Here is a 20,257-nt window from a genome sequence, read left to right as displayed (position 1 = left end):
TCCTTACTTCAGTTGGCGCCAGATTGAGCGCAGCGATTGCTCGGGCATGCGGGCGAGCTTTTCGCGGTTGTTTTTCACGTCAATGTCTTCGACTTTGTTGCCGCTGTTGATGAGATTGTGGGAGCCCTTGGTGACTTTTCGGCGTGACGGGCGCTTGCCGGAACCACCGCCATCTGCCGCATCAAAGGCGCCATCGCCGTTGACGTCTACCAATTGCACGGAGGGGCTCTTGCCATCCATCATGTTGATGAAGGTGCGGTACTGGCGCTCTTCATCCACTGTGCTGGATTCGCAGCTTTCGACGTTCGGGTCTACATCCGAGCCTTTCGCTGGCACTTGCGAATACACGGCCAGAATGTTGCTGCCATCGTAGAGATCGATCGGCTTGAGCAAGCGTTCGCCAACAGCTGGGAAGTCCATGTACCAGCCGTTGTTAACGGCCCAGTCCAGGGTGGTGGCGTCTTCCACTTGGCCAAAATCTCCGCCAGAAAGATCGGTGATGGTGCGTTGCACCAGTTTGGCCGTGGCCACGCCTTCGCCCAGCGCTGCGGGCACGGGGGCACAGTCTGCTGCGGGCACGGGGGTGCAGGTTCCACCGCCAGGGTGAACCTGCAGGCGGCTGCCAAGGGTGGTGCTGACCGTCTTGTACCGTGTGTTGTCCAGTACCGAGTACAGCGTTTGCACGTTGCGATCGCTTTCATCGGCTTTGGTAACGTTGCGACCCGTGCCGAACACCACCATCATGCCGCCAACGTCCACCGTCTTGGCAGTGGGGCCGGTGCCGACTGTTTTCTTGCGATCATTGGGCCGCGCTGTGGGCGCTACCGTGATGGGCTGAATGATTGTGCGAGCACTGCCCAGCGATCCTGGTCCCTTGGCGGTGAACAGGGGGGTGCCAGCGACACCTCCGCCAGACGTTGTGCTAGGAGCCGTATCTGGCGCAATAGGGGGAGTGATGGAGGTGCCAAAAGGCGCAACCCCCCACTGGGTGTCATCGACGCTGGTCAGATCGAATTTCCACATGTTGCCAAGGTTGTCGCCCGCATAAGCTATGTCGGGGCGGCCATCGCCGTTAATGTCCACCAGGCGTGGGGCAGCCAGTCCGTTGTCGGCGGCCTTGCCCTGGCCCGGAAATTCGGTGGTGGCGGGCAGGCGCAAGAGTTTCATGTTCTTCGTCGCATCGCCGCCCGGGTCATTGTCCAGATACTGGACGAGCAGCACAGGCCGCTGGTTGGCGCTGTTGTAGCCATTACCCATCACTACAGCCCAGCGGTTGTTGTTCATGCGCGTGATCTGTGTGGTGCGCATGGGGTTGGTGTCATCCAGCACCGGGCGGGCCGTGATGTTGCCAATGTCCTTGTCCTCGGTCGTTGCCTTATTGCACGCTGCTTTTTCAGCACTGCTCATGGTGGTTAGCGCACAGTTAGGCGTTGTACCTGCTTCTGTGCTACGGGTACGGTCGAGCTTGACCAAGGTGGAGGCATTGGCCTCTAGGAAGGCGTTGGGGTCAGTGACGTCCAGCACGAAATAGCCTTTGCCACCGGCGCCCAGCGTACCGACCAGCAGGGTGCGCCAGGTCGGTGAGTAGGTGGGGTCGTAGTTGGGAGCGTCGGGGTCTTGCACACCAGCGCCCATATCAACATCGCCCGTCATGGGTGACCCGTCCACGAAGAATCGGTGCTTTTGGTTGTATGTGGGGTTGGTCAGGCGCGTGAGGCTGGGGATAACGCCCTGTGGCACGTAGGCAATCTTTTCGCTACCGTCAGCCGCAGAGAAACCGTGCAGCATGCCGTCATTGCCTCCCACATAAATCATGGGCGTGCGTGTCTTGTTGTCGCTGGTGAAGGTGCTGTAGCCCTTGAGCGCGTAGTTACTGGCGGGTGCGCCGACGTACCAGACCACCGAATTGATGATGTCGCCTTGGGCAGACTGGCGTTGGCGGTAGGGCTTGGACGTGGGGTAGCCTGAGGAGTCGGATCCCTCCTTGCTGCGGTCGCCACGGATGTAATCGAGCCTGTTCTGGCCTGCGGTGGCACCCTCGTCGGTGCCATCGAGATTTTTTTGCAACCAAAGCTTTTGAGAGGTGCTCAGGTTGTTTTCAGTGGTCGTCCATTTGAAGGGGGTGCCGCCTGTATATTTGCTGGTAGCCCATTTGTCGTTCCAGGTGAAAATCCGGCGGTCGCCTGGGTTCATGGCATCAATTTTTTGCGCCGTGTTCTGGCCGCCCCAGCCTGCGGTGGCTTCGGTTGTACCGTCCTTTTTCACCGTTTCTGCTGTCACGTAGCCTTTCCAGGCGTTCTTGGGCTCGTAGTTTCCGGTGTATTTGCCCACGTCGTTGCGCGAAGTGTTGGATCCACTGGTGGCCGTGGAGGTCATGTCGGGGTCAGTCTGGGTGTTGATTTGCCCGAAGATCTCGCGAAAAGCCTTTTCCAGGTCTTCCCCTTTTTCCACCGCGTAGAAGCGGCCCCGTCCATTCAATGCTGCGTGCCACAGGTCGAGAGATCTAACGCTTTCGCCCGTACCCATATCAGGCCACTTTTTTGTCCCGGTGACTAGGTCGGGAAAGCTACCGTCGTAGCCAAAGGGCACTTTGCTGGTGGGCGCCTGTATGGTTGGTGCGCCCGGCCACGTAACGGCCATGTTGCTGAAACCGATGGCGTAGGTGACCATGTGCGGCCAGGTCGCGGGGTTGTAGCGCGGGTTCCAGAAGCGCTCCAGGATCGCATCGTTACCAGCAGAGTCTTTGCCGAAGTTTTCCGTCTGAGTGGCCTTATCGTAGTCGGCCGTAGGCTGGGGGTTGCCTGTAAGTCCGCTGGTGCGCAGTGGCGTGGCCCAACTGTAGAAAGCCCAGTCCGCCAGGGTTTTGCTGTAAGTGTCGCGATAGAGCGCGGTCTTGCTTCTTTCGGCGGCCGTGGTACCGCCATAAATAGTGCCGTTGGGCAGAGCAATGTTTGTGGCGTTATCGCGGCGATTGGTGTCGCCGATATCTGTAGACAGGGTATTCCAGCGCCCGTCAGTCATCATGATGTGATAGTTACGGCGGCAACCCAGGTAAGTCGTGCTGGCGGTATCGCTGCCCCCCGGGTTGCCAGACCAGGGGCCATTGGAGTTCACGTTACTGCGCATGTAGGCATCGGCCTGGCTGAACATCCAGTGGGATGGCGTACCGTTGCCAGCATCCAGCTTGTCGATAAAACTGATGAAGTTCGTGCGATGGGTGTTGTCAAGCACTTTCATCGAGTTCGTGCCTGCGGTGGGCGTATCTGTGCCGTTGTATACGCTGTTCGCTCCTGCTTTGCTTGTTGTAGACCCGCTGGTTTTTTGGGGGCCAATGCCTGGCGATCCCCCGTTATTCCACATTGCTTGCCAAGCAATGCGGATCTTCTTATCCGGCAGCAAGGCCGTGTCATTGAAGGCCTGCTTGAGCGAATATTTCAAAACGTTGATCCGTCTGGCATTGCCTGGCCAACTGCCGTTCGCGTCGGGGACCAGGGTATTACTGACGGAGGCAGACTGCGTTGGATTGCCATTGGCATCCCAGGCGATGGGACAGCTGCTGGTGCCCTCCTTGGTTAGGCAGTAATCCATACTCCCCGAATCGTCGACGGAAATGATGACGTTCGGTGTTACATAGGGCTGTACCGTGCCCGGCGGCGCTTGCAACAGATCCACCGCCCAGACACCGTTTGGCGCCAGCGCGGCGCCAGCGGCCAAAGCCAGCAGGTGTTTGCGAAAGCGGGGGAGGCGGCGTACAGGTGTGGGGCGGGGCATGATGCGCTCCTGTGGTCGGTTTTGCATAAAAAAGGGCTCCAAGTGCCACTGGGCTTGCGTTAGCAGCTATTGTTTTTGCCTGGGAGGGCGTTCAATCCTTGCGCCTTTGCTGGGCGTAGGTTTCTTGCACTACTACCATTGAACCTTTGAGTCCATAGGCCAAAGCGGTGATGCGGTAGGCAACGTTGGGGTCTAAATTGGGGCGCAGCAGCTCTGGCTCGTTACTGCTGGTGGCGCTAGCGTTGACGATGAGACCGTTACCTCCCGTGGCGGGCTTGATGTACGGCATGATCTCAATCCAGTACCAGCCTCCCTTGTTTGCGGCACTGGTGTCCGCCAGGATGGGGTTGGCGGGTGCGCTGGAGCTACCTTTGGCAGCGCCGGTGAATTGGCCGTAGCGCGCGCCCACGGCACTGTTGGTCATTTTGGCCAGGGTGGCGGTGTCGTTCCAGAAGTCCTGTTTGCCCGTGCGTTTGATGCACAGGCCTTTCTGACAGCCTTCGGTGTTGGAGTGACTGGTGGCAAGTTTGGCCAGCAGAATGCCGACCTTCTCGTTTTCTCGCGAGGCCGGGATTTGGTAATCGCTGAGCCCCATGCGGCAAATATCTCCGCCTGGGCTGCAATCCACGCCGTCGGCGGTTTTATTGTTCGTGTCGGGCTCGGCACTACGGATATCGAGTTCGGCATCCTGTATCAGGGATTGAGCGGCTGCGAAGGCACGCTGGTAGTCTGCGTCGTTGCCTACGACGAGTTCGTTAAATAGCGAGGTGCGCGCCCCCCACATGACCAGCAGGGAGGAGAGCAGCACGACCACTATGACGACAAACAACGCGACACCGTGCTGGTGGTGTGATGTCCGGGAGGGGGGGAGATGAGCTTGGGTCATGGCGTGATCTGTCAAGTGAGCCCCTGGCTGCGCAGCTGGAAGACGTTGCGGAACAGAAGGTGCATGCGCCGCGCACGTTCGCCAGTGAGAGTGGCCATGTTCACTGAGGTGGTTCCGTCGCAGTCTGTGTAAGTGGTGGCGCTCGCGTCGAGGCCCGTCATATTGATGGGTTCGTTGCCGTAGAGCACCAGGCAGACTTCGACAGCCTGCACTTGGCTCCAGTTGCTGACATCGGCCGCAACCACGTTTCGCATTAGGCTGCCGGTGGAGGTCATGGTTGTGTTGTTTTGCACCAGGTAACGCACCTGGAAGTTGGCTACGTTCTGAAGAATCGGCTGCGCTGCCATACCGTTGCCGCTACAGCGCAGTTCGTTGGTGCTGGCGTTGAAGGTGAAAACACTCTCCACTTTCTGATCCTTGTTGGCTTCGGCAGGGCCCCCCAGGCAGTTGCGCACCAGCGATTCTTCGGCGGACGCGCTATAGACGGGCTCTTTGTACCGACGGTAGCCTGTGGTCAGAGAGGTGTTCGTACCGGTAATGGTGTCGGATGCGGGGTCGAATGCAGTACCACCAGTTGATGGGGCGAGGGTTTCAAAGGCCACCTCTGTCAGGTATGCATCGCCGCCCACACCGGACGCAGCGGCTGCAGCGGCAGAGGCTGAGGTGTTGGGGCTCAGGTTGAGGCGCAGTGAGCCTGCCTGGCGCAGCTGCGTACCGATGACGCGCATGGCATAGCTTGCCTGCTGCTGGATGCCGCTGGCGTCGCTCACGGTGCCGGATACGCCACGTGAGATGAGGAGCGCCCCCATGGCCACGCCAATAACGATCAGCCCGATGGTGAGCCCTATCATGAGCTCCAGTAGCGAGAATCCGCGTTGCGCTTGCGGTGGATGCACACCGATTTCTCGGCTATTTGGCTTTTCAGTGCGATGCGCCCTGGAGGTGCGGGCGGGAGAAGCTGTGGCTTTTATAGTCATTTCAAGCCCCTGGGCAGAAATACTGGGCTGCACCGGTGCCCGGCTTGTAGGGCGCGCAGCGGGCAGAAACGGCGATGTATTGCAGGTGGCAGGTGCGGTCCGCGGGGCAGGCGTTGGCGCTGCCGGCGCCATCTTGGAGGGCACCGCTGGTGTTACGTACTTTGGTGGCGTCGATATCGTTTTTGTAGTTTGCGCCGCTGTCGCGCTCGTTTTCGCGCCAAGCAATCATCACGCCGATCTGGCGGCGGCCCGTGGCGTCCACCGCGCTTTCCGCCGGGGGAACGAATATCTTGGCCTGGCCCAGGGGAAGGGTTTTGACGTTTTTCTTCCAAACAGCCAAGTCGTAGGCGGCTTGCTGGGCTTGCGTGCAGCCTGTAGCAGAGCTAGCACAGTTGCCTGGTGTGGGTTCGTCGCTGAAGTCGGAGACATAACTGCTCAGGACGGCCTGTGCATTCGGGTTGACCTTCATGCGTTCGCTCAAATCTTCAATCAGGCGTATGGCCTGTGCACGCCGCACGGTAGTTTGCGTATCGGACAAGGTGCGCATTTGTACACCGACGATACCCAGGATACCTAGGCCCGCAATGACGATTGCGATGAGCGATTCGATCAGCGTGATACCGCGCTGGTTCTGTGGGTTTGGGGTGTGCATAGGGGTTAGCCGGTGCATGGAATGTCCTGGGGAGGAAGAATGCGGATGCGACCACCCGAGCTCATGCAAAGGCCACGCGCTCCGGGATGGTTGGTGCTTTTGTCGAGGGGAATGAGACTGAAACCGAGCCAGGTGCCGTCAACCAAACCCCAGCGGTTGAACTTGATGCTGGCGCCCCCGCCGGTACGTGTGACTTGCACTTTCGCCGGTGCATCGATTCGCTGCAATACGGGATCCGTCGTGTTGCAGGAGCCATTGCCGTTGGCGTCGTGGCAGACGATCCAACCGCAGTCCCAGTCGCGCGTACCAGTGGGGCAGTTGGACGCACTGATCTTTTGAATAACGACCTGTCCACCACGTTTGATGGCCTCGGAGCGAGCGAAGCTCAGAGTGTCTTGAAGGTGATTGGTGGTTTGCATCACACGCCAGCTCTCCACCAGCGGTATGAGATTGGGCACCGCAATGGCAGTGAGCACGCCCAGCACCGCGATCGATACCAGCAGTTCCACAGTGGTGAATCCGCCTGCGGTTAGCAGACTGGGGCTGGCGTGGATCACTGTGAGAGTGCGCATGGCAATGACCTTTCGGTGACGTTCAGCAGGTGGATTTCTGCGCGACGCGCCCGCCTGCTCCTACGCACAGGTGCTGGGTGTTGGCGGTGTTGCCGCTGTCTGGGGCGATGGTGAAATCCAAGGTGGTGGCTGTGGTAGTGCTGCCAAACAAAAGCATGCCCCAGCGATCGACGGTGATCGAACCCGCCCCCTTGTCTAGAGAAATGGTGACTTTTGCTGTGGGTGGCACCACTTGCAAGGTGTTGCCAGAGCTGTCTTTGACTTTCCAACCCTCCCATGCGCTTGTGTCAGGGACGATGGTGATGCCGCCGCTGCGTTTAAGGGCCTCGGAGCGGGCAAGGTAAATGGTCGATTGCAGCGCTTCCGTTGCCTGACGCACACGCCAGCGTTCGATCAGCGGTGTGAAACTGGGTGCGGCGATGGCTGCCAGGATGGCGATGATGGCAATAGTCACCATCAATTCGATGGTAGTGAAACCACTTGAACGTTCACGGGGATGGAGGCGAGGAGAACACATGCCTTCATGCTAGGCGGCGTGTCGCTCCGTGCCCCTCGTGCCGGATGAGTGGTTTGGCTGACCCGATCAGCGGTGGACATACCCCAGGCAAGCGCCCGCATTTGGCATGCCCTTGCATTCCCGGGTGAGTCGGCGCTCGCGTTCGGCTTTGGTTTCCTCCGAACTGCTGCGCTGCGTTTGCGTGCTACCGCCGCCGCGGTGCTTCTTCTTGGCGAGCGCCGCGTGCGGCGTGGCCAAGCTGCAAACCAGAAGTAGGCACAGTGCGTATCGGTAGGTCAAGGTGGGCATGGCAGCAACGATGTCGTGTGGTGGTGCGCCATGCTGCCACGCGCACGGCCGTTGCAGGGGCAGCGCAATCCCGTAGCTATCGCGGTTTTTAACATTCATATAAAATGAACATTAAACTGCAGGTTCGTGCCTGCAGCTTGCCATCTGGTTTCTCACCTATCCCGGGCCGCTTCATGCAGATCCTCGACAAAACACCGTCCCCTTTCGCGCTGCAGGGCTGGCCCGTGTTCCGTCTGGGGTTTCGTCCCTTCTATCTGGGCACGGCGTTGCTGGCATGTCTGTCGGTGCCGCTTTGGGTCGCCATGTTCCTCGGCCATGTACGTTTTGCCTTGCCTATGCCGGGCGTGCTGTGGCATGGGCATGAGATGCTGTTTGGCTTTGCCGCTGGCGTGGTGGCCGGTTTTTTGTTGACTGCGGTCAAGGCCTGGACCGGCCTGCCTACGCCCCGGGGGCCGCTGCTTGCCGGTCTGGCGCTGCTTTGGCTGGCGGCGCGGGTGGCGCTGTTCGTTGCACCCTATCCGGTGTTTGCGGCGATTGATGTGCTGCTGCTTCCCGCCGTTGCGATGGCGCTGCTGCGGGTGCTCGTGCAGGCTGGCAACAAGCGCAACATGCCCTTGATTTCGCTGCTGCTGCTGATGGCCCTGGCGAATGGGGTGTTCCATCTCTCGGTGTTGCAGTGGGTGTCTGTGCCGCCGGTGTCGGCGCTGTATGCCGAACTGGGGCTGATCCTGATGGTGGTGTGCGTGATGGCCGGGCGCGTGGTGCCCATGTTCACCAAGAACGTCACGCCGGGGCTGGTCATCCAGATGCCGCGTTCGCTCGAACTGTCTGTGCTGGGCGTGACGGCGGTTGCCTTGGCGCTGTGGGTGTTTGCTGCCCCGGCGGCGCTGGTGGCCGTGGCAAGCGCCGTAGCCGCGGCGCTTCATGCAGTGCGCTTGTGGATGTGGCGCCCGCAGGTGACGCTGGGCCGCCCCATCCTGTGGGTGTTGCATGCCTCCTATGCCTGGTTGCCGCTGGGCTTCGCGCTGCTGGCGCTGGCGCAGGGGGGCTGGGTGCCGCTGTCCCTGGCGGTGCATGCCTTCGGCGTTGGCGTGATCGGCGGGCTGATCATCGGCATGGTGACGCGCACGGCGCGCGGCCATACCGGACGACCGCTGCAGGCGGGGCGGGGCGAGGTGGCGGCGTATGCCTTGGTGCTCGCAGCGGCCGTGTTGCGCGTGCTGGTGCCGGCGCTGCAGCCTGGCTGGTATGCCTATGCGCTGGAGGCAGCTGCCTGCCTGTGGGCGCTGGCTTTTGCCATCTATCTCTTCATCTACACCCCCTGGCTGACGCGCACGCGGCTCGACGGCAAGGACGGTTGAGTTTTTTTCCCTTACTCCTGGTTGTTTCCCTCTGTTGAAAGGTTGTTTCCATGAACGCTACCCTGGCTGAAATCGACGTGCGCACCATCGCCCCCTACGAGCGTCACGCGCAGATCTTCGCGCGCTTCGACGCCTTGAACGTGGGCGAGGCCTTCGTCATCGTCAACGACCACAATCCGGTGCCCCTGCACATGCAGCTGGAGGGCCGCACCCCCGGCCAGGTCAAGTGGAGCTACCTGCAAGCGGGGCCAGACCTGTGGCGCGTGGAAATTGGCAAGCAGGCCGCGGCGGGTAACAAGGCGCATGCCGCCGGCACGTGCTGCGGCTCCTGCGGCGGCTGAAAGTTTGGGCCCCGGCGTGCCGTGGCACGTCGGGGCTTTTTCACGTCCTGGACCGGGTGGCTACAGCCCCAGCGCCAGCAGCGCGGCCTCAGACATCCTGGAGCGGTCCCAGGGCGGCGTGAAGACCAGGTTTACGGTGATTTCGCCCACGCGCGGCAGCGCCAGCACCTTGTCGCATACCTCGTTGGCGATGGATTCGCCCATGCCGCAGCCGGGGGCGGTAAGCGTCATGTCGATCACGGCGCGCACCTTGTCCGCGCTGCCGTCGTCCATGGGCTCGAAGGCCACGCGGTACACCAAGCCCAGGTCAACGATGTTGACCGGGATCTCCGGGTCGTAGCAGGTGCGTAGCTGTTCCCACACCAGCGGCTCCAGCGCGTCGATGTGCAGGTCCGCCGGAATGTCCAGGGCGGCGGGCGGCTGCTTGCCGATGGCATCGGCATCCTGGCCTTTCAGGCGCACCAACTGGCCTTCCACCGCGAGGGTGAACGAGCCGCCGAGTGCCTGGGTGATCTGCGCCAGCTGGCCCGCCTGAAGCGTGAGGGGTTCGCCACTCGGAATGGCCTCCACCGTCACGCCGCGGCGCACCAGCACATCCTCGCGCGTGTGGCGGTGCGTCATGGCCGCTCCTCCGGGGGCGTGGGCGCTGGCGTGGCGCCTTGCGGGGTGGCGATGGCGTGCATCAGCGCATGCCAGCCCAGCAGCGCGCACTTGATGCGGCTGGGGTACTGGCGCACGCCCGCCAGACTCACGAGCTTGCCCAGTGGCGCGACCTCGGGTGCTTCCTCGCCCGTGAGCACGGCGCGAAAGTGCTGCTGCAGCGCCTGGGCGGCGGCCACCTCGCGGCCTTTCACGGCCTCGGTCATCATTGAAGTGGACGCCATGCAGATGGCGCAGCCCTGGCCGGTGAAGGCGATGTCGCGCACCGTGCCGTGCTCCAGCGCCAGCTCGACGGCGATGCGGTCGCCGCACGACGGGTTGGTGCCCTCGGCCTGGTGCGTGGGGTGCGCCAGGTGGCCGTAGTTGCGCGGCGCGCGCTTGTGTTCCAGCACCACTTCCTGGTACAGGTCCTGTTCCGCCTGGCTCATTGCAGCACCTCCATGGCGTGGGCGACGGCCTGCACCAGCCGCCGCACTTCGTCTTCCGTGTTGTAGAGCGCGAACGAGGCGCGCGTGGTGGGCCCCAGGCCCAGGTGCGCCAGCAGCGGCTGGGCGCAATGGTGGCCGGTGCGCACGGCGATGCCGCGCTCGTCCAGCAGGGTGCCAATGTCGTGCGGGTGCACGCCCCGGGCCACGAACGACACCAGCCCCGCTTGCGTGGCGTGCGGCGCCAGCACGGTGATGCCGGGAATACCTTGCAGGCCCTGCAATGCCAGCGCGCGCAGCCCGCGGACATGCGCGTCGATGGCGGCGCGCCCGGTGGCGTCGATGAACCGGGCCGCCGCAGCCAGTCCCACGGCGCCTGCCACGTTGGGGGTGCCGCCTTCCAGGCGCGCGGGCAGGCCGGCAAAGCGCGCCGTGTGCCACTGCACCGACTCCACCATGTCGCCACCCAGGCGCAGCGGGTGCAGGCGTGCCAGCGCGCTGCGCCGCCCTGCCAGCACGCCGGTGCCCATGGGGCCGTACATCTTGTGGCCCGAGAAGGCCAGAAAGTCGCAGTCAAGCCTTGCCAGCACCGGTGTGTCATGCGCCACAGCCTGCGCCGCGTCTAGCACGGTGAGTGCGCCCGCCTGCGCGGCCTGGGCCAGCAGCGCCTCGTAGGGCGGGCGCTCGCCGCTGGCGTTGGCGCAGGCGGTGAGCGCGAACACGCGCGTGCGCGGCGTGAGCAGGGCCGCCAGGTCGCTGGCGTGCAGGCGGCCCGCACCGTCGGGTTGCAGGATGGCCAGCTCGGCGCCGCTCAGGCGCGCGGCCTGCTGCCAGGGCAGCAGGTTGGCGTGGTGCTCCAGCCCGCTGACGATGATGCGGTCGCCCGGGCGCAGCCAGGCCCGGCCCTGCCCGGCGGCCCACAGGCCCTGGGCCACGAGGTTGAGCGCCTCGGTGGTGCCCGAGGTGAAGACGAGTTCGTGCTCGGCCTGCGCGCCGATGAACTGCTTGAGCGTGGCGCGGGCCTGCTCGAAGGCGTCGGTGGCGCGCTGGCTCAGCGCGTGCACGCCACGGTGGATGTTGGCGCGCTGCGTGGTCTCGAACTGCTGCAGCGCCGCCAGCACGGGCAGCGGCATCTGCGTGGTGGCGGCGTTGTCCAGGTAGGCCAGGGGCTGGCCGTGGATGGACTGCGCCAGCACCGGGAACTGCGCGCGCAGGGCCTCGGCGGGCAGGGGCGCGGGGGGGTTATCTGCCATGCTGCGCCTCCTGTTGGAGTTTCAAGCCAAATTGGCCTCCAGCCCTTGCTGGGCAAGCGCTGGCAGCTATCAAAAATAGAGTTTTCATGTGGCGTCTCCCAGGGACGTCCGGGCCTGGCGCTCCAGCTGCCGGGCCAGCCAGCCGCCCTCCAGCCACTCGGCCAGCAGCGGGCTGTCGTCCAGCGCGCGTTTCAGCACGGCGCGCGCCATGCCTTCGGTGATGAGGGCGCGGGCACGGGCGTCGTCCAGGCCGCGCTGGGCGGCGTAGAACAGCGCCTCCTCGGGCAGCGCGCCCCAGGTGGCGCCGTGGGCGGCCTGCACGTTGTCGTGCAGGATTTCCAGGTGCGGGCGCAGCACCAGGCGCGGGTGGCCGGCCAGGGGAATGCCCGTCAGGCGCTGGCGCACGTCGGCGCCGTCGGCGCCCGGGGCGATGCGGGTGTAGGCGTTGCTCACGGCGCGCGCGCCGCCCTGCGCCAGCGCCAGGGATTCGACCTGGCTCGCGGCCTGCGCGGCCTGCAGGTCGGTGCGCGCCTGGTGGTCGAGCTGCTGCGCGCCGGCCAGCAGCAGCGCCGCCTGCCGCGCGCGGGCGCCCGCGCCCTGCAGCGCGAAGTGGCTGCGCTGCAGGTGGTAGGCGCTGCCCGTGGCGGCGAGCGCCTGGGCGTAGCGGGCCTGCGGCGCCAGCGTGGCGTGCACGTGGTGCGCCACCAGGTCGTGCGCCAGCGGCGCCACCACGCGCAGGTGCTGCAGGTGTGCGCCTGCGCCCAGGTGGATGTGGATGTGCAGGTTCTGCGCGGTGGCGGGCGCATCGGGGGCGGTGCGTTCGTGCGTTTCCAGCAGCAGGCAGTGCGTGCCGGGCGCCACGTCGAGCACCAGCAGCGGCGCTTCGGCGGCGTCTTGCGGCTGGTGGTGCAGCGCCAGGTGGACGGTGCGCTGCACAGCGCCCTCTGGCGTGCCCACATGCAGGCGCAGGCCCTGGCGGCACAGCGCGCGGTGCGCCCAGGCGAAGGGGGCGGCGTCGCCGGTGTCGGCGCCGGGCGCGGGCAGCCCGGCCAGGAGTTCGGCGCGCTGCGCCGGGTCGTGCGCGTCGAGCCAGCGCGCCTGCACGCGGGCGGCGGCGTCGCCGTCCAGCGGGTGCAGCGTCCAGCCGCTGGACGGCAGGCCGGCCGTGGCATCTGCGCTGCCCAGCCAGTGCTCCAGCGCGGGCGGCGGCAGGTGCTGGAAGGCTTCGCTGCGCCGCGTGATCCAGCCCTGTTGCTGCAGGTGCGCGCGTGCCGCGAGGCGGTCCGCCGAAGGCGCGGCCACGGTGGTGTTCATGGCTGGGCCTCCGCCACCGCGGCCGGGCGCGCGAAGCCGGTGCGGGCAATGGTGCGTGCCAGCTCCAGGCCGCCGGTTTCGGCGATGCGGCCCTGGTCCAGGCGCAGCACGGCGTCGGGCTGCAACTGCTCGATCAGCGTGAGGTAGTGCGAGACCACGACGAACGCCGTGCCCTGCGCGCGCAGGCGCTGCACCAGGCCGACCACGGCGCGCACGCCGTCCACGTCCAGGCCGGAGTCGATTTCGTCGAGCAGCGCCAGGCGCGGCTGCAGCAGGGCCAGCTGCAGCAGCTCGTTGCGCTTGCGCTCGCCGCCGGAGAAGCCTTCGTTCACCGGGCGGGCGAGCAGCGTCTCGGGCAGGCCCAGGGTGCCGGCGGCCTGCTTGGCGCTGGCGAGGAAGTCGAAGGCGTCGAGCGGCGGCTGGCCGCGCGCCTCGTGCACGGCATTGAGCGCGGTGCGGATGAACAGGTTGTTCTTCACGCCCGGCACGTCTGGCGGGGCCTGGAAGGAGACGAACAGCCCGGCGCGGGCGCGCTCGTGGGCCGGCAGTGCCAGCAGGTCCTGGCCCGCGAGCAGCGCTTGCCCGCTGGTGACGCGGTAGCGCGGGTGGCCGGCCAGGGCCATGCCCAGCGTGCTCTTGCCGCTGCCGTTGGCGCCCATCAGCACGGCCAGGCTGCCGGGCTGCACGTCGCACGAGACGCCGCGCAGCACGGTGCGCTCGCCCACGGCGACGTGCAGATCGCGCACCTGCAGCAGGGGGGAGGGGGTGGTCATGGGGTGTCCTTTGTTCCTGTTTCGATAGCTGCCAGCGCTTGCTGGGAAAGGGTTTGAGGCTGTTTTCATGCAAATACCGGCGTCAGCCCACGGCGCCCTCGAGCGATACCGCGAGCAGCGCCTTGGCTTCCAGCGCGAATTCCATGGGCAGTTCCTCCAGCACCGCCTGGCAGAAGCCGCCGACGATGAGCGCCGTGGCCTCCTGCGGGTCGATGCCGCGCTGCTGGCAATAGAACAGCCGCTCCTCGGAGATGCGCGTGGTCGTGGCCTCGTGCTCCACCACGGCGTCGGCGCGCGCCGTGTCCACGTAGGGGAAGGTGTGGGCGCCGCAGTGCGGGCCGATGAGCAGCGAGTCGCACTGCGTGTGGTTGCGCGCGCCCGCGGCACCCGCGTTCACGCGCACCAGGCCGCGGTAGCTGTTGTGCGCGCGGCCCGCGCTGATGCCCTTGGAGACGATGCGGCTGGTGGTGTTCTGGCCCAGGTGGATCATCTTGGTGCCGGTGTCCGCCTGCTGGCGGTGGTTGGATACGGCGATGGAGTGGAACTCGCCGCTCGACCCGTCGCCGCGCAGCACCACGCTGGGGTACTTCCAGGTGATGGCCGAGCCGGTCTCGATCTGCGTCCAGGCGATGCGCGAGCGCCGGCCCGCCGCCAGGCCGCGCTTGGTGACGAAGTTGTAGATGCCGCCCACGCCGTTTTCGTCGCCGGGGTACCAGTTCTGCACGGTGGAGTACTTGATGAAGGCGTCGTCGTGCGCCACCAGCTCCACCACGGCGGCGTGCAGCTGGTTCTCATCGCGCTGCGGCGCGGTGCAGCCTTCGAGGTAGCTCACGGAGCTGCCTTCCTCGGCAATGATCAGCGTGCGCTCGAACTGCCCGGTGTTGCGCGCGTTGATGCGGAAGTACGACGACAGCTCCATGGGGCACTTCACCCCGCGCGGCACGTAGACGAAGGAGCCGTCGGAGAACACGGCCGAGTTCAGCGCCGCGTAGTAGTTGTCGCCTACCGGCACCACGCTGCCCAGGTAGCGCTCGACCAGCTCCGGGTGGTGCTGCACGGCGTGCGCGAACGAGCAGAAGATCACGCCCACCTCGGCCAGTTGCTCGCGGAAGGTGGTGCCGACCGAGACCGAGTCGAACACCGCGTCCACCGCCACGCCGGCCAGGCGCGCGCGCTCGTGCAGCGGCACGTTGAGCTTCTCGTAGGTCTCCAGCAGCTTGGGATCGACTTCGTCCAGGCTCTTGGGCGCGTTCTGCATCGACTTCGGCGCGGCGTAGTACGACAGCGCCTGCAGGTCGATGGGCGCGATGCGCAGGTGCGCCCAGTGCGGCGGCGCCATGCCGCGCCAGCGCGCGAAGGCCGCCAGGCGCCACTGCAGCAGGAAGGCTGGCTCGCGCTTCTTGCGCGAGATGGCGCGGATGGTGTCCTCATCGAGCCCGGGCGGCAGGCTGTCGGTCTCGATGTCGGTGACGAAGCCATGCTGGTACGGGCGCTGCAGCGCCTGCGCCAGTGCGGTATCCTGCGGCGGTTGCGCGCGGGGCGCGGAAGGGGCGGTCTGGGGCATGGCCGTGGGGTGTGGTTTTAATATTCATATGGTATGAATCTTTTAATTCCAGCGCATCCTTGCCCGCTGAGTCCGCACCTGTGCCATGGGATTGCGCGCCGCGCCCGGAGCGCGCCCGGGCCCCGGAAAACGGCGCGGGTTATAATCCTTGGGTTTTGCATGGTGCAAGACGCACGCTCCACGCCGTTCCAGCGCGGGGCGCAAGTAAAAACCATGGCCCGCCGCGCCCTGCGGCATCTGGGCCATCCAATACCCAAGGAAAACATCATGATCGCTGCCTCCATCAAGGCCGAAGTCGTCAAAGCCAACGCCCGCTCGCAAAACGACACCGGCAGCCCGGAAGTGCAAGTGGCCCTGCTGACGGCCCGCATCAACGAGCTGACGCCCCACTTCAAGCAACACGCCAAGGACCATCACGGCCGCCGCGGCCTGCTGCGCATGGTGAGCCGCCGCCGCAAGCTGCTGGACTACCTGAAGGCCAAGGACGCCGACCGCTACACCGCGCTGATCGCCAAGCTGGGCCTGCGCAAGTAAGCCGGCTGCATGCACGCAACGCCTGAGTTAGCACGCTAGCTCAGGCGTTTTTTGCTTTCACGGAGAAACCCCAGGCAGAGCGAAGCTGTGTCATTCCACACCCGCGTTGGTTGTCGTTCACTACCGAACCGATAGCTGCCAGCGCTTGTCTGGAATGGCATCGCGGTCTGTTTGGTCTCCAAACCCAGGCTGCTGGCGCGCCAGCAGCTCATTTTTCAGGAGCAAACCATATGACGATGTTCAACAAAGTCACCAAGACCTTCCAGTGGGGCCAGCACACGGTCACCATGGAAACGGGCGAAATCGCCCGCCAGGCCAGCGGCGCCGTGCTGGTCAACATCGACGACACCGTGGTGCTGGCCACCGTGGTGGCGTCCAAGACGGCCAAGCCGGGCCAGGACTTCTTCCCGCTGACGGTGGACTACATCGAGAAGACCTACGCCGCCGGCAAGATCCCCGGCAGCTTCTTCAAGCGCGAGGCCAAGCCCTCCGAGCTGGAGACGCTGACCAGCCGCCTGATCGACCGCCCGATCCGCCCGCTGTTCCCCGAAGGCTTCTACAACGAGGTGCATGTGGTCATCCACACCGTCTCGCTGAACCCTGAGGTGGACGCCGACATCGCCGCGATGATTGCCGTGTCCGCCGCGCTGTCGGTCTCCGGCATCCCGTTCAACGGCCCCATCGGCGCCGCGCGCGTGGGCTACATCAACGGTGAGTACGTGCTCAACCCGGGTCAGACGGCGCGCAAGAACAGCCAGATGGACCTGGTCGTCGCCGGCACCGAGGCCGCCGTGCTGATGGTCGAATCCGAGGCGCTGCAACTGCCCGAAGACGTGATGCTGGGCGCCGTGGTGTTCGGCCACGAACAGGGCCAGGTCGCCATCAACGCCATCCATGAGCTGGTGCGCGACGCCGGCAAGCCGGTGTGGGACTGGCAGCCCGAGGCCAAGGACGACGCCCTGATCGCCAAGGTGGCCGAGTTGGCCGAAGGCCCGCTGCGAGCCGCCTACCAGAACCGCAACAAGCAACTGCGCACGCAGGCCTGCCGCGAGGCCTACGCCGCCGTGAAGGCCGGCCTGGCGGAGCAGGGCGTGGCGTTCGACGCCGTCAAGGTGGACAACATGCTGTTCGACATCGAAGCGCGCATCGTGCGCGGCCAGATCCTGGCCGGCGAGCCGCGCATCGACGGCCGCGACACGCGCACCGTGCGCCCGATCGAGATCCGCAACAGCGTGCTGCCGCGTACCCACGGCTCGGCGCTGTTCACGCGCGGCGAGACGCAGGCGCTGGTGGTCTCCACGCTGGGCACCGAGCGCGACGCGCAGCGCATCGACGCGCTGGCCGGCGAGTTTGAGGACCGCTTCCTGTTCCACTACAACATGCCTCCCTTCGCCACCGGCGAAGTGGGCCGCATGGGCTCGACCAAGCGCCGCGAAGTCGGCCACGGCCGCCTGGCCAAGCGCGCCCTGGTGGCCTGCCTGCCGAGCAAGGAAGAGTTCCCGTACACCATCCGCGTGGTGTCCGAGATCACCGAGTCCAACGGCTCCTCTTCCATGGCCTCCGTCTGCGGCGGCTGCCTGTCGATGATGGACGCCGGCGTGCCCATGAAGGCGCACGTGGCCGGCATCGCCATGGGCCTGATCAAGGAAGACAACCGCTTCGCCGTGCTGACCGACATCCTGGGTGATGAAGATCATCTGGGCGACATGGACTTCAAGGTGGCCGGCACCACCAACGGCATCACCGCGCTGCAGATGGACATCAAGATCCAGGGCATCACCAAGGAAATCATGCAGGTCGCCCTGGCCCAGGCCAAGGAAGCGCGCATGCACATCCTGGGCAAGATGCAGGAAGCCATGGGCGAGGCCAAGGCCGAGATTTCGTCCTTCGCGCCCAAGCTCTTCACCATGAAGATCAACCCCGAGAAGATCCGCGACGTGATCGGCAAGGGTGGTGCCACCATCCGCGCGCTGTGCGACGAAACCGGCTGCCAGATCAACATCGAGGAAGACGGCACGATCACCATCGCCTCCAGCGACGCCGCCAAGGCCGACGAGGCCAAGCGCCGCATCGAGGAAATCACCGCCGAGGTTGAAATCGGCAAGGTGTACGAAGGCCCGGTCACCAAGATCCTGGACTTCGGCGCCCTGGTGAACCTGCTGCCCGGCAAGGACGGCCTGCTGCACATCAGCCAGATCGCCCACGAGCGCGTGGAAAAGGTCACCGACTATCTGCAGGAGGGCCAGATCGTCAAGGTCAAGGTGCTCGAGACCGACGAAAAGGGCCGCATCAAGCTGTCGATGAAGGCGCTGACCGAGCGCCCCGCCGGCCTGCCCGAGCGCGAGCCGCGCGAATACCGCGAACCGCGTGCGCCGCGCCAGCCGCGCGAATACCGCGAGCCGCGCGAGCCGCGCGAGCCGCGCGAAAATCGCGCCGAGCGCGGCGGCGAGCAGGAGCAGCCGGCCCAGGAATAAGGGCCTGGCGGCAGGCAGCCCCGCGTGGCGGGGCTGCTATGTAAAAAGGAGCTGCTGGCGCTTAGCTGTACGGGCGTTGGCGGCTTTTTCGCTGGATCGACTTGGCATTTCCTTCCCAACCATGCGCGTTGTAGAAATCACATCGTTCGGTGCGCCCGAGGTGCTGCGCCTGGGGCAGCGGCCCCAGCCGGTACCAGGCGCGGGCGAGCTGCGCATCCGCGTCGCCGCCTCGGGGGTGAACCGGCCCGACGTGCTGCAGCGCAAGGGGCATTACGCGCCGCCGCCCGGAGCTTCTGACGTGCCCGGGCTGGAGGTGGCTGGCGTCATCGACGAAGGCGACGCCGAGGCCCTGGCGCAGGCCGGGCTGCGGCTTGGCGACCGCGTGTGCGCGCTCGTGGCGGGCGGCGGCTACGCCGAGTACTGCGTGGCCCCGGTGGCCCAGTGCCTGCCGGTGCCGCAGGGCCTGAGCGACACCGAGGCGGCCTCGCTGCCCGAGACCTTTTTCACCGTGTGGAGCAACGTCTTCGACCGTGCGCGCCTGCAGCCCGGCGAGGCCTTGCTGGTCCAGGGCGGCAGCAGCGGCATCGGCGTCACGGCCATCCAGCTTGCGCGCGCCCTGGGCGCCACGGTGATCGCCACGGCGGGCAGCGCGGAGAAATGCGCGGCCTGCGTGCAGCTCGGCGCGCACCATGCCATCCACTATCCGTCGCAGGACTTCGTGGAGGAGGTGCGGCGCATCACCGGCGGGCGGGGCGTGGACGTCGTGCTGGACATGGTCGCCGGCAGCTACGTGGCGCGCGAGGTGGAAAGCCTGGCGGACGATGGGCGCCTGGTCATCATCGCGGTGCAGGGCGGCGTCAAGGCGGAATTCAATGTCGCCCTGGTGCTACGCAAGCGCCTGGTGATCACCGGCTCCACGCTGCGCCCGCAGACGGTGGCGTTCAAGGCCGCCATCGCCCAGGCGCTGCGCGCGCGCGTGTGGCCCCTGCTGGACGCGGGCGCCATCAAGCCGGTGGTGCACCGCTGCTTCGCGGCCGCCGACGCGGCCCAGGCCCACGCGCTGATGGAGTCGAACCAGCATATTGGCAAGATCGTTTTGACATGGAATTCCTGAACACCATGAAAAAGAAACTCATCGCTGGCAATTGGAAGATGAATGGCGGCCTGGCCGCCAACGAGGCGCTGCTGCGCGCCTTGCGCGAAGGGCTGGCGCAGCAGGCGCCAGCCTGCGACGTGGCGGTTGCCGTTCCTGCGCCTTATCTGGCGCAAAGCCAGGCGCTGACTGCGGGAACAGCTATCGGCTTCGGAGCGCAGGACGTGTCGCAACACGAGGCGGGCGCCTATACCGGCGAGGTCTCGGCCGGCATGCTGCGCGATTTCGGCGCGCGCTACGCGCTGGTCGGGCATTCCGAGCGCCGCCAGTACCACGGCGAGACCGACGCCGACGTGGCGGCGAAGGCCCAGCGCGCGCTGGCGGCGGGCATCACGCCCATCGTGTGCGTGGGCGAGACGCTGGCGCAGCGCGAGGCGGGCGAAACCGAGGCCGTGGTCAAGCGCCAGCTGGCGGCGGTCATCCACCTCAACGGCCACTGCATCAGCGAGATCGTCGTGGCCTACGAGCCCGTCTGGGCCATCGGCACGGGCCGCACGGCCACGCCCGAGCAGGCGCAGCAGGTGCATGCCGTGCTGCGCGGGCAACTGGCGGCCGCCAGCACCCAGGCCGACCGCATCCGGCTGCTCTACGGCGGCAGCATGAATGCCGCGAATGCGGCGCAACTGCTGGCGCAGCCCGACATCGACGGCGGCCTGGTGGGCGGCGCGTCGCTCAAGGCGGCGGACTTTTTGCAAATCATCGCGGCAGCCCGCTGAAGGCTGGGCGCCAACGGTCAAACCAT

At 65.6% G+C, this 20,257-nt stretch carries 19 protein-coding genes; 6 read left to right on the top strand and 13 right to left on the bottom strand.

What is annotated here, in order from left to right; all coding sequences use genetic code 11:
* Positions 1-3 precede the first annotated feature (3 nt).
* The 7 genes from YS110_08390 to YS110_08360 form a co-directional block, all read right to left on the bottom strand.
* Entirely contained in the window at positions 4-3,771 is a 3,768-nt protein-coding gene (locus tag YS110_08390) for a pilus assembly protein PilC (GenBank protein UJB64760.1), read from the bottom strand.
* Positions 3,772-3,862: 91 nt separating this feature from the next.
* Entirely contained in the window at positions 3,863-4,657 is a 795-nt protein-coding gene (locus tag YS110_08385; GenBank protein UJB64759.1) for a pilus assembly protein, read from the bottom strand.
* 11 nt (positions 4,658-4,668) lie between these two features.
* Positions 4,669-5,634: a PilW family protein gene (locus YS110_08380; protein UJB64758.1), complete on the bottom strand. Its 966-nt coding sequence runs from the start codon at positions 5,632-5,634 to the stop codon at positions 4,669-4,671.
* Position 5,635: 1 nt separating this feature from the next.
* Complete coding sequence (gene pilV / locus YS110_08375; protein UJB64757.1) at positions 5,636-6,304, bottom strand: type IV pilus modification protein PilV; 669 nt, start codon at positions 6,302-6,304, stop codon at positions 5,636-5,638.
* Positions 6,292-6,858, bottom strand: coding sequence for a type II transport protein GspH (locus tag YS110_08370; GenBank protein ID UJB64756.1), 567 nt, complete (start codon positions 6,856-6,858; stop codon positions 6,292-6,294). The genes pilV and YS110_08370 overlap by 13 nt, the downstream gene beginning before the upstream one ends.
* A gap of 22 nt (positions 6,859-6,880) precedes the next feature.
* Complete coding sequence (locus YS110_08365; protein ID UJB64755.1) at positions 6,881-7,375, bottom strand: type II transport protein GspH; 495 nt, start codon at positions 7,373-7,375, stop codon at positions 6,881-6,883.
* Between the two features lie 66 nt (positions 7,376-7,441).
* Entirely contained in the window at positions 7,442-7,663 is a 222-nt protein-coding gene (locus tag YS110_08360) for a hypothetical protein (GenBank protein ID UJB64754.1), read from the bottom strand.
* Between the two features lie 173 nt (positions 7,664-7,836).
* Here YS110_08360 and YS110_08355 point away from each other — a divergent pair, with 173 nt between their 5' ends.
* Together YS110_08355 and YS110_08350 are read left to right on the top strand one after the other, a co-directional pair.
* Positions 7,837-9,024, top strand: coding sequence for an NnrS family protein (locus YS110_08355; GenBank protein ID UJB64753.1), 1,188 nt, complete (start codon positions 7,837-7,839; stop codon positions 9,022-9,024).
* Positions 9,025-9,074: 50 nt separating this feature from the next.
* Complete coding sequence (locus tag YS110_08350; GenBank protein ID UJB64752.1) at positions 9,075-9,365, top strand: DUF2249 domain-containing protein; 291 nt, start codon at positions 9,075-9,077, stop codon at positions 9,363-9,365.
* A gap of 60 nt (positions 9,366-9,425) precedes the next feature.
* Here YS110_08350 and sufT read toward each other — a convergent pair whose 3' ends face one another.
* From sufT to sufB, 6 genes are all read right to left on the bottom strand, one after another.
* A complete protein-coding gene (gene sufT, locus YS110_08345) occupies positions 9,426-9,986 on the bottom strand; it encodes a putative Fe-S cluster assembly protein SufT (GenBank protein ID UJB64751.1) in 561 nt (186 codons plus the stop codon).
* On the bottom strand, positions 9,983-10,453 hold the full coding sequence (locus tag YS110_08340) for an SUF system NifU family Fe-S cluster assembly protein (protein UJB64750.1): 471 nt from the start codon (positions 10,451-10,453) through the stop codon (positions 9,983-9,985). The genes sufT and YS110_08340 overlap by 4 nt, the downstream gene beginning before the upstream one ends.
* Positions 10,450-11,703, bottom strand: a complete 1,254-nt coding sequence (sufS, locus tag YS110_08335; GenBank protein ID UJB64749.1) for a SufS family cysteine desulfurase — start codon at positions 11,701-11,703, stop codon at positions 10,450-10,452. Before sufS ends, YS110_08340 begins: the two co-directional genes overlap by 4 nt.
* A gap of 84 nt (positions 11,704-11,787) precedes the next feature.
* Positions 11,788-13,017, bottom strand: coding sequence for a SufD family Fe-S cluster assembly protein (locus YS110_08330; GenBank protein UJB64748.1), 1,230 nt, complete (start codon positions 13,015-13,017; stop codon positions 11,788-11,790).
* The gene (gene sufC / locus YS110_08325) at positions 13,014-13,790 is read right to left on the bottom strand and encodes a Fe-S cluster assembly ATPase SufC (GenBank protein ID UJB64747.1); all 777 of its coding nucleotides are present in this window, start codon (positions 13,788-13,790) and stop codon (positions 13,014-13,016) included. The genes YS110_08330 and sufC overlap by 4 nt, the downstream gene beginning before the upstream one ends.
* Positions 13,791-13,872: 82 nt before the next feature.
* Entirely contained in the window at positions 13,873-15,354 is a 1,482-nt protein-coding gene (gene sufB, locus YS110_08320) for a Fe-S cluster assembly protein SufB (protein ID UJB64746.1), read from the bottom strand.
* Between the two features lie 267 nt (positions 15,355-15,621).
* On the opposite strand from sufB, the gene rpsO reads away from it, so the two are divergent.
* From rpsO to YS110_08300, 4 genes are all read left to right on the top strand, one after another.
* Entirely contained in the window at positions 15,622-15,888 is a 267-nt protein-coding gene (gene rpsO, locus YS110_08315) for a 30S ribosomal protein S15 (protein UJB64745.1), read from the top strand.
* Positions 15,889-16,118: 230 nt separating this feature from the next.
* The gene (pnp, locus tag YS110_08310) at positions 16,119-18,362 is read left to right on the top strand and encodes a polyribonucleotide nucleotidyltransferase (protein UJB64744.1); all 2,244 of its coding nucleotides are present in this window, start codon (positions 16,119-16,121) and stop codon (positions 18,360-18,362) included.
* 121 nt (positions 18,363-18,483) lie between these two features.
* Positions 18,484-19,476, top strand: a complete 993-nt coding sequence (locus YS110_08305) for an NAD(P)H-quinone oxidoreductase (GenBank protein ID UJB64743.1) — start codon at positions 18,484-18,486, stop codon at positions 19,474-19,476.
* Positions 19,464-20,231 (top strand): triose-phosphate isomerase, encoded by a 768-nt coding sequence (locus YS110_08300; protein UJB64742.1) that lies wholly within the window; start codon positions 19,464-19,466, stop codon positions 20,229-20,231. The genes YS110_08305 and YS110_08300 overlap by 13 nt, the downstream gene beginning before the upstream one ends.
* The last annotated feature ends 26 nt before the right edge of the window (positions 20,232-20,257 follow it).

Origin of the sequence: Acidovorax sp. YS12 (assembly GCA_021496925.1) — a bacterium.
Taxonomy (GTDB): Bacteria; Pseudomonadota; Gammaproteobacteria; order Burkholderiales; family Burkholderiaceae_C; genus Paenacidovorax.
Note: the sequence above shows the minus strand (reverse complement) of the source record. Positions and strands in the feature narration are given on the sequence as shown.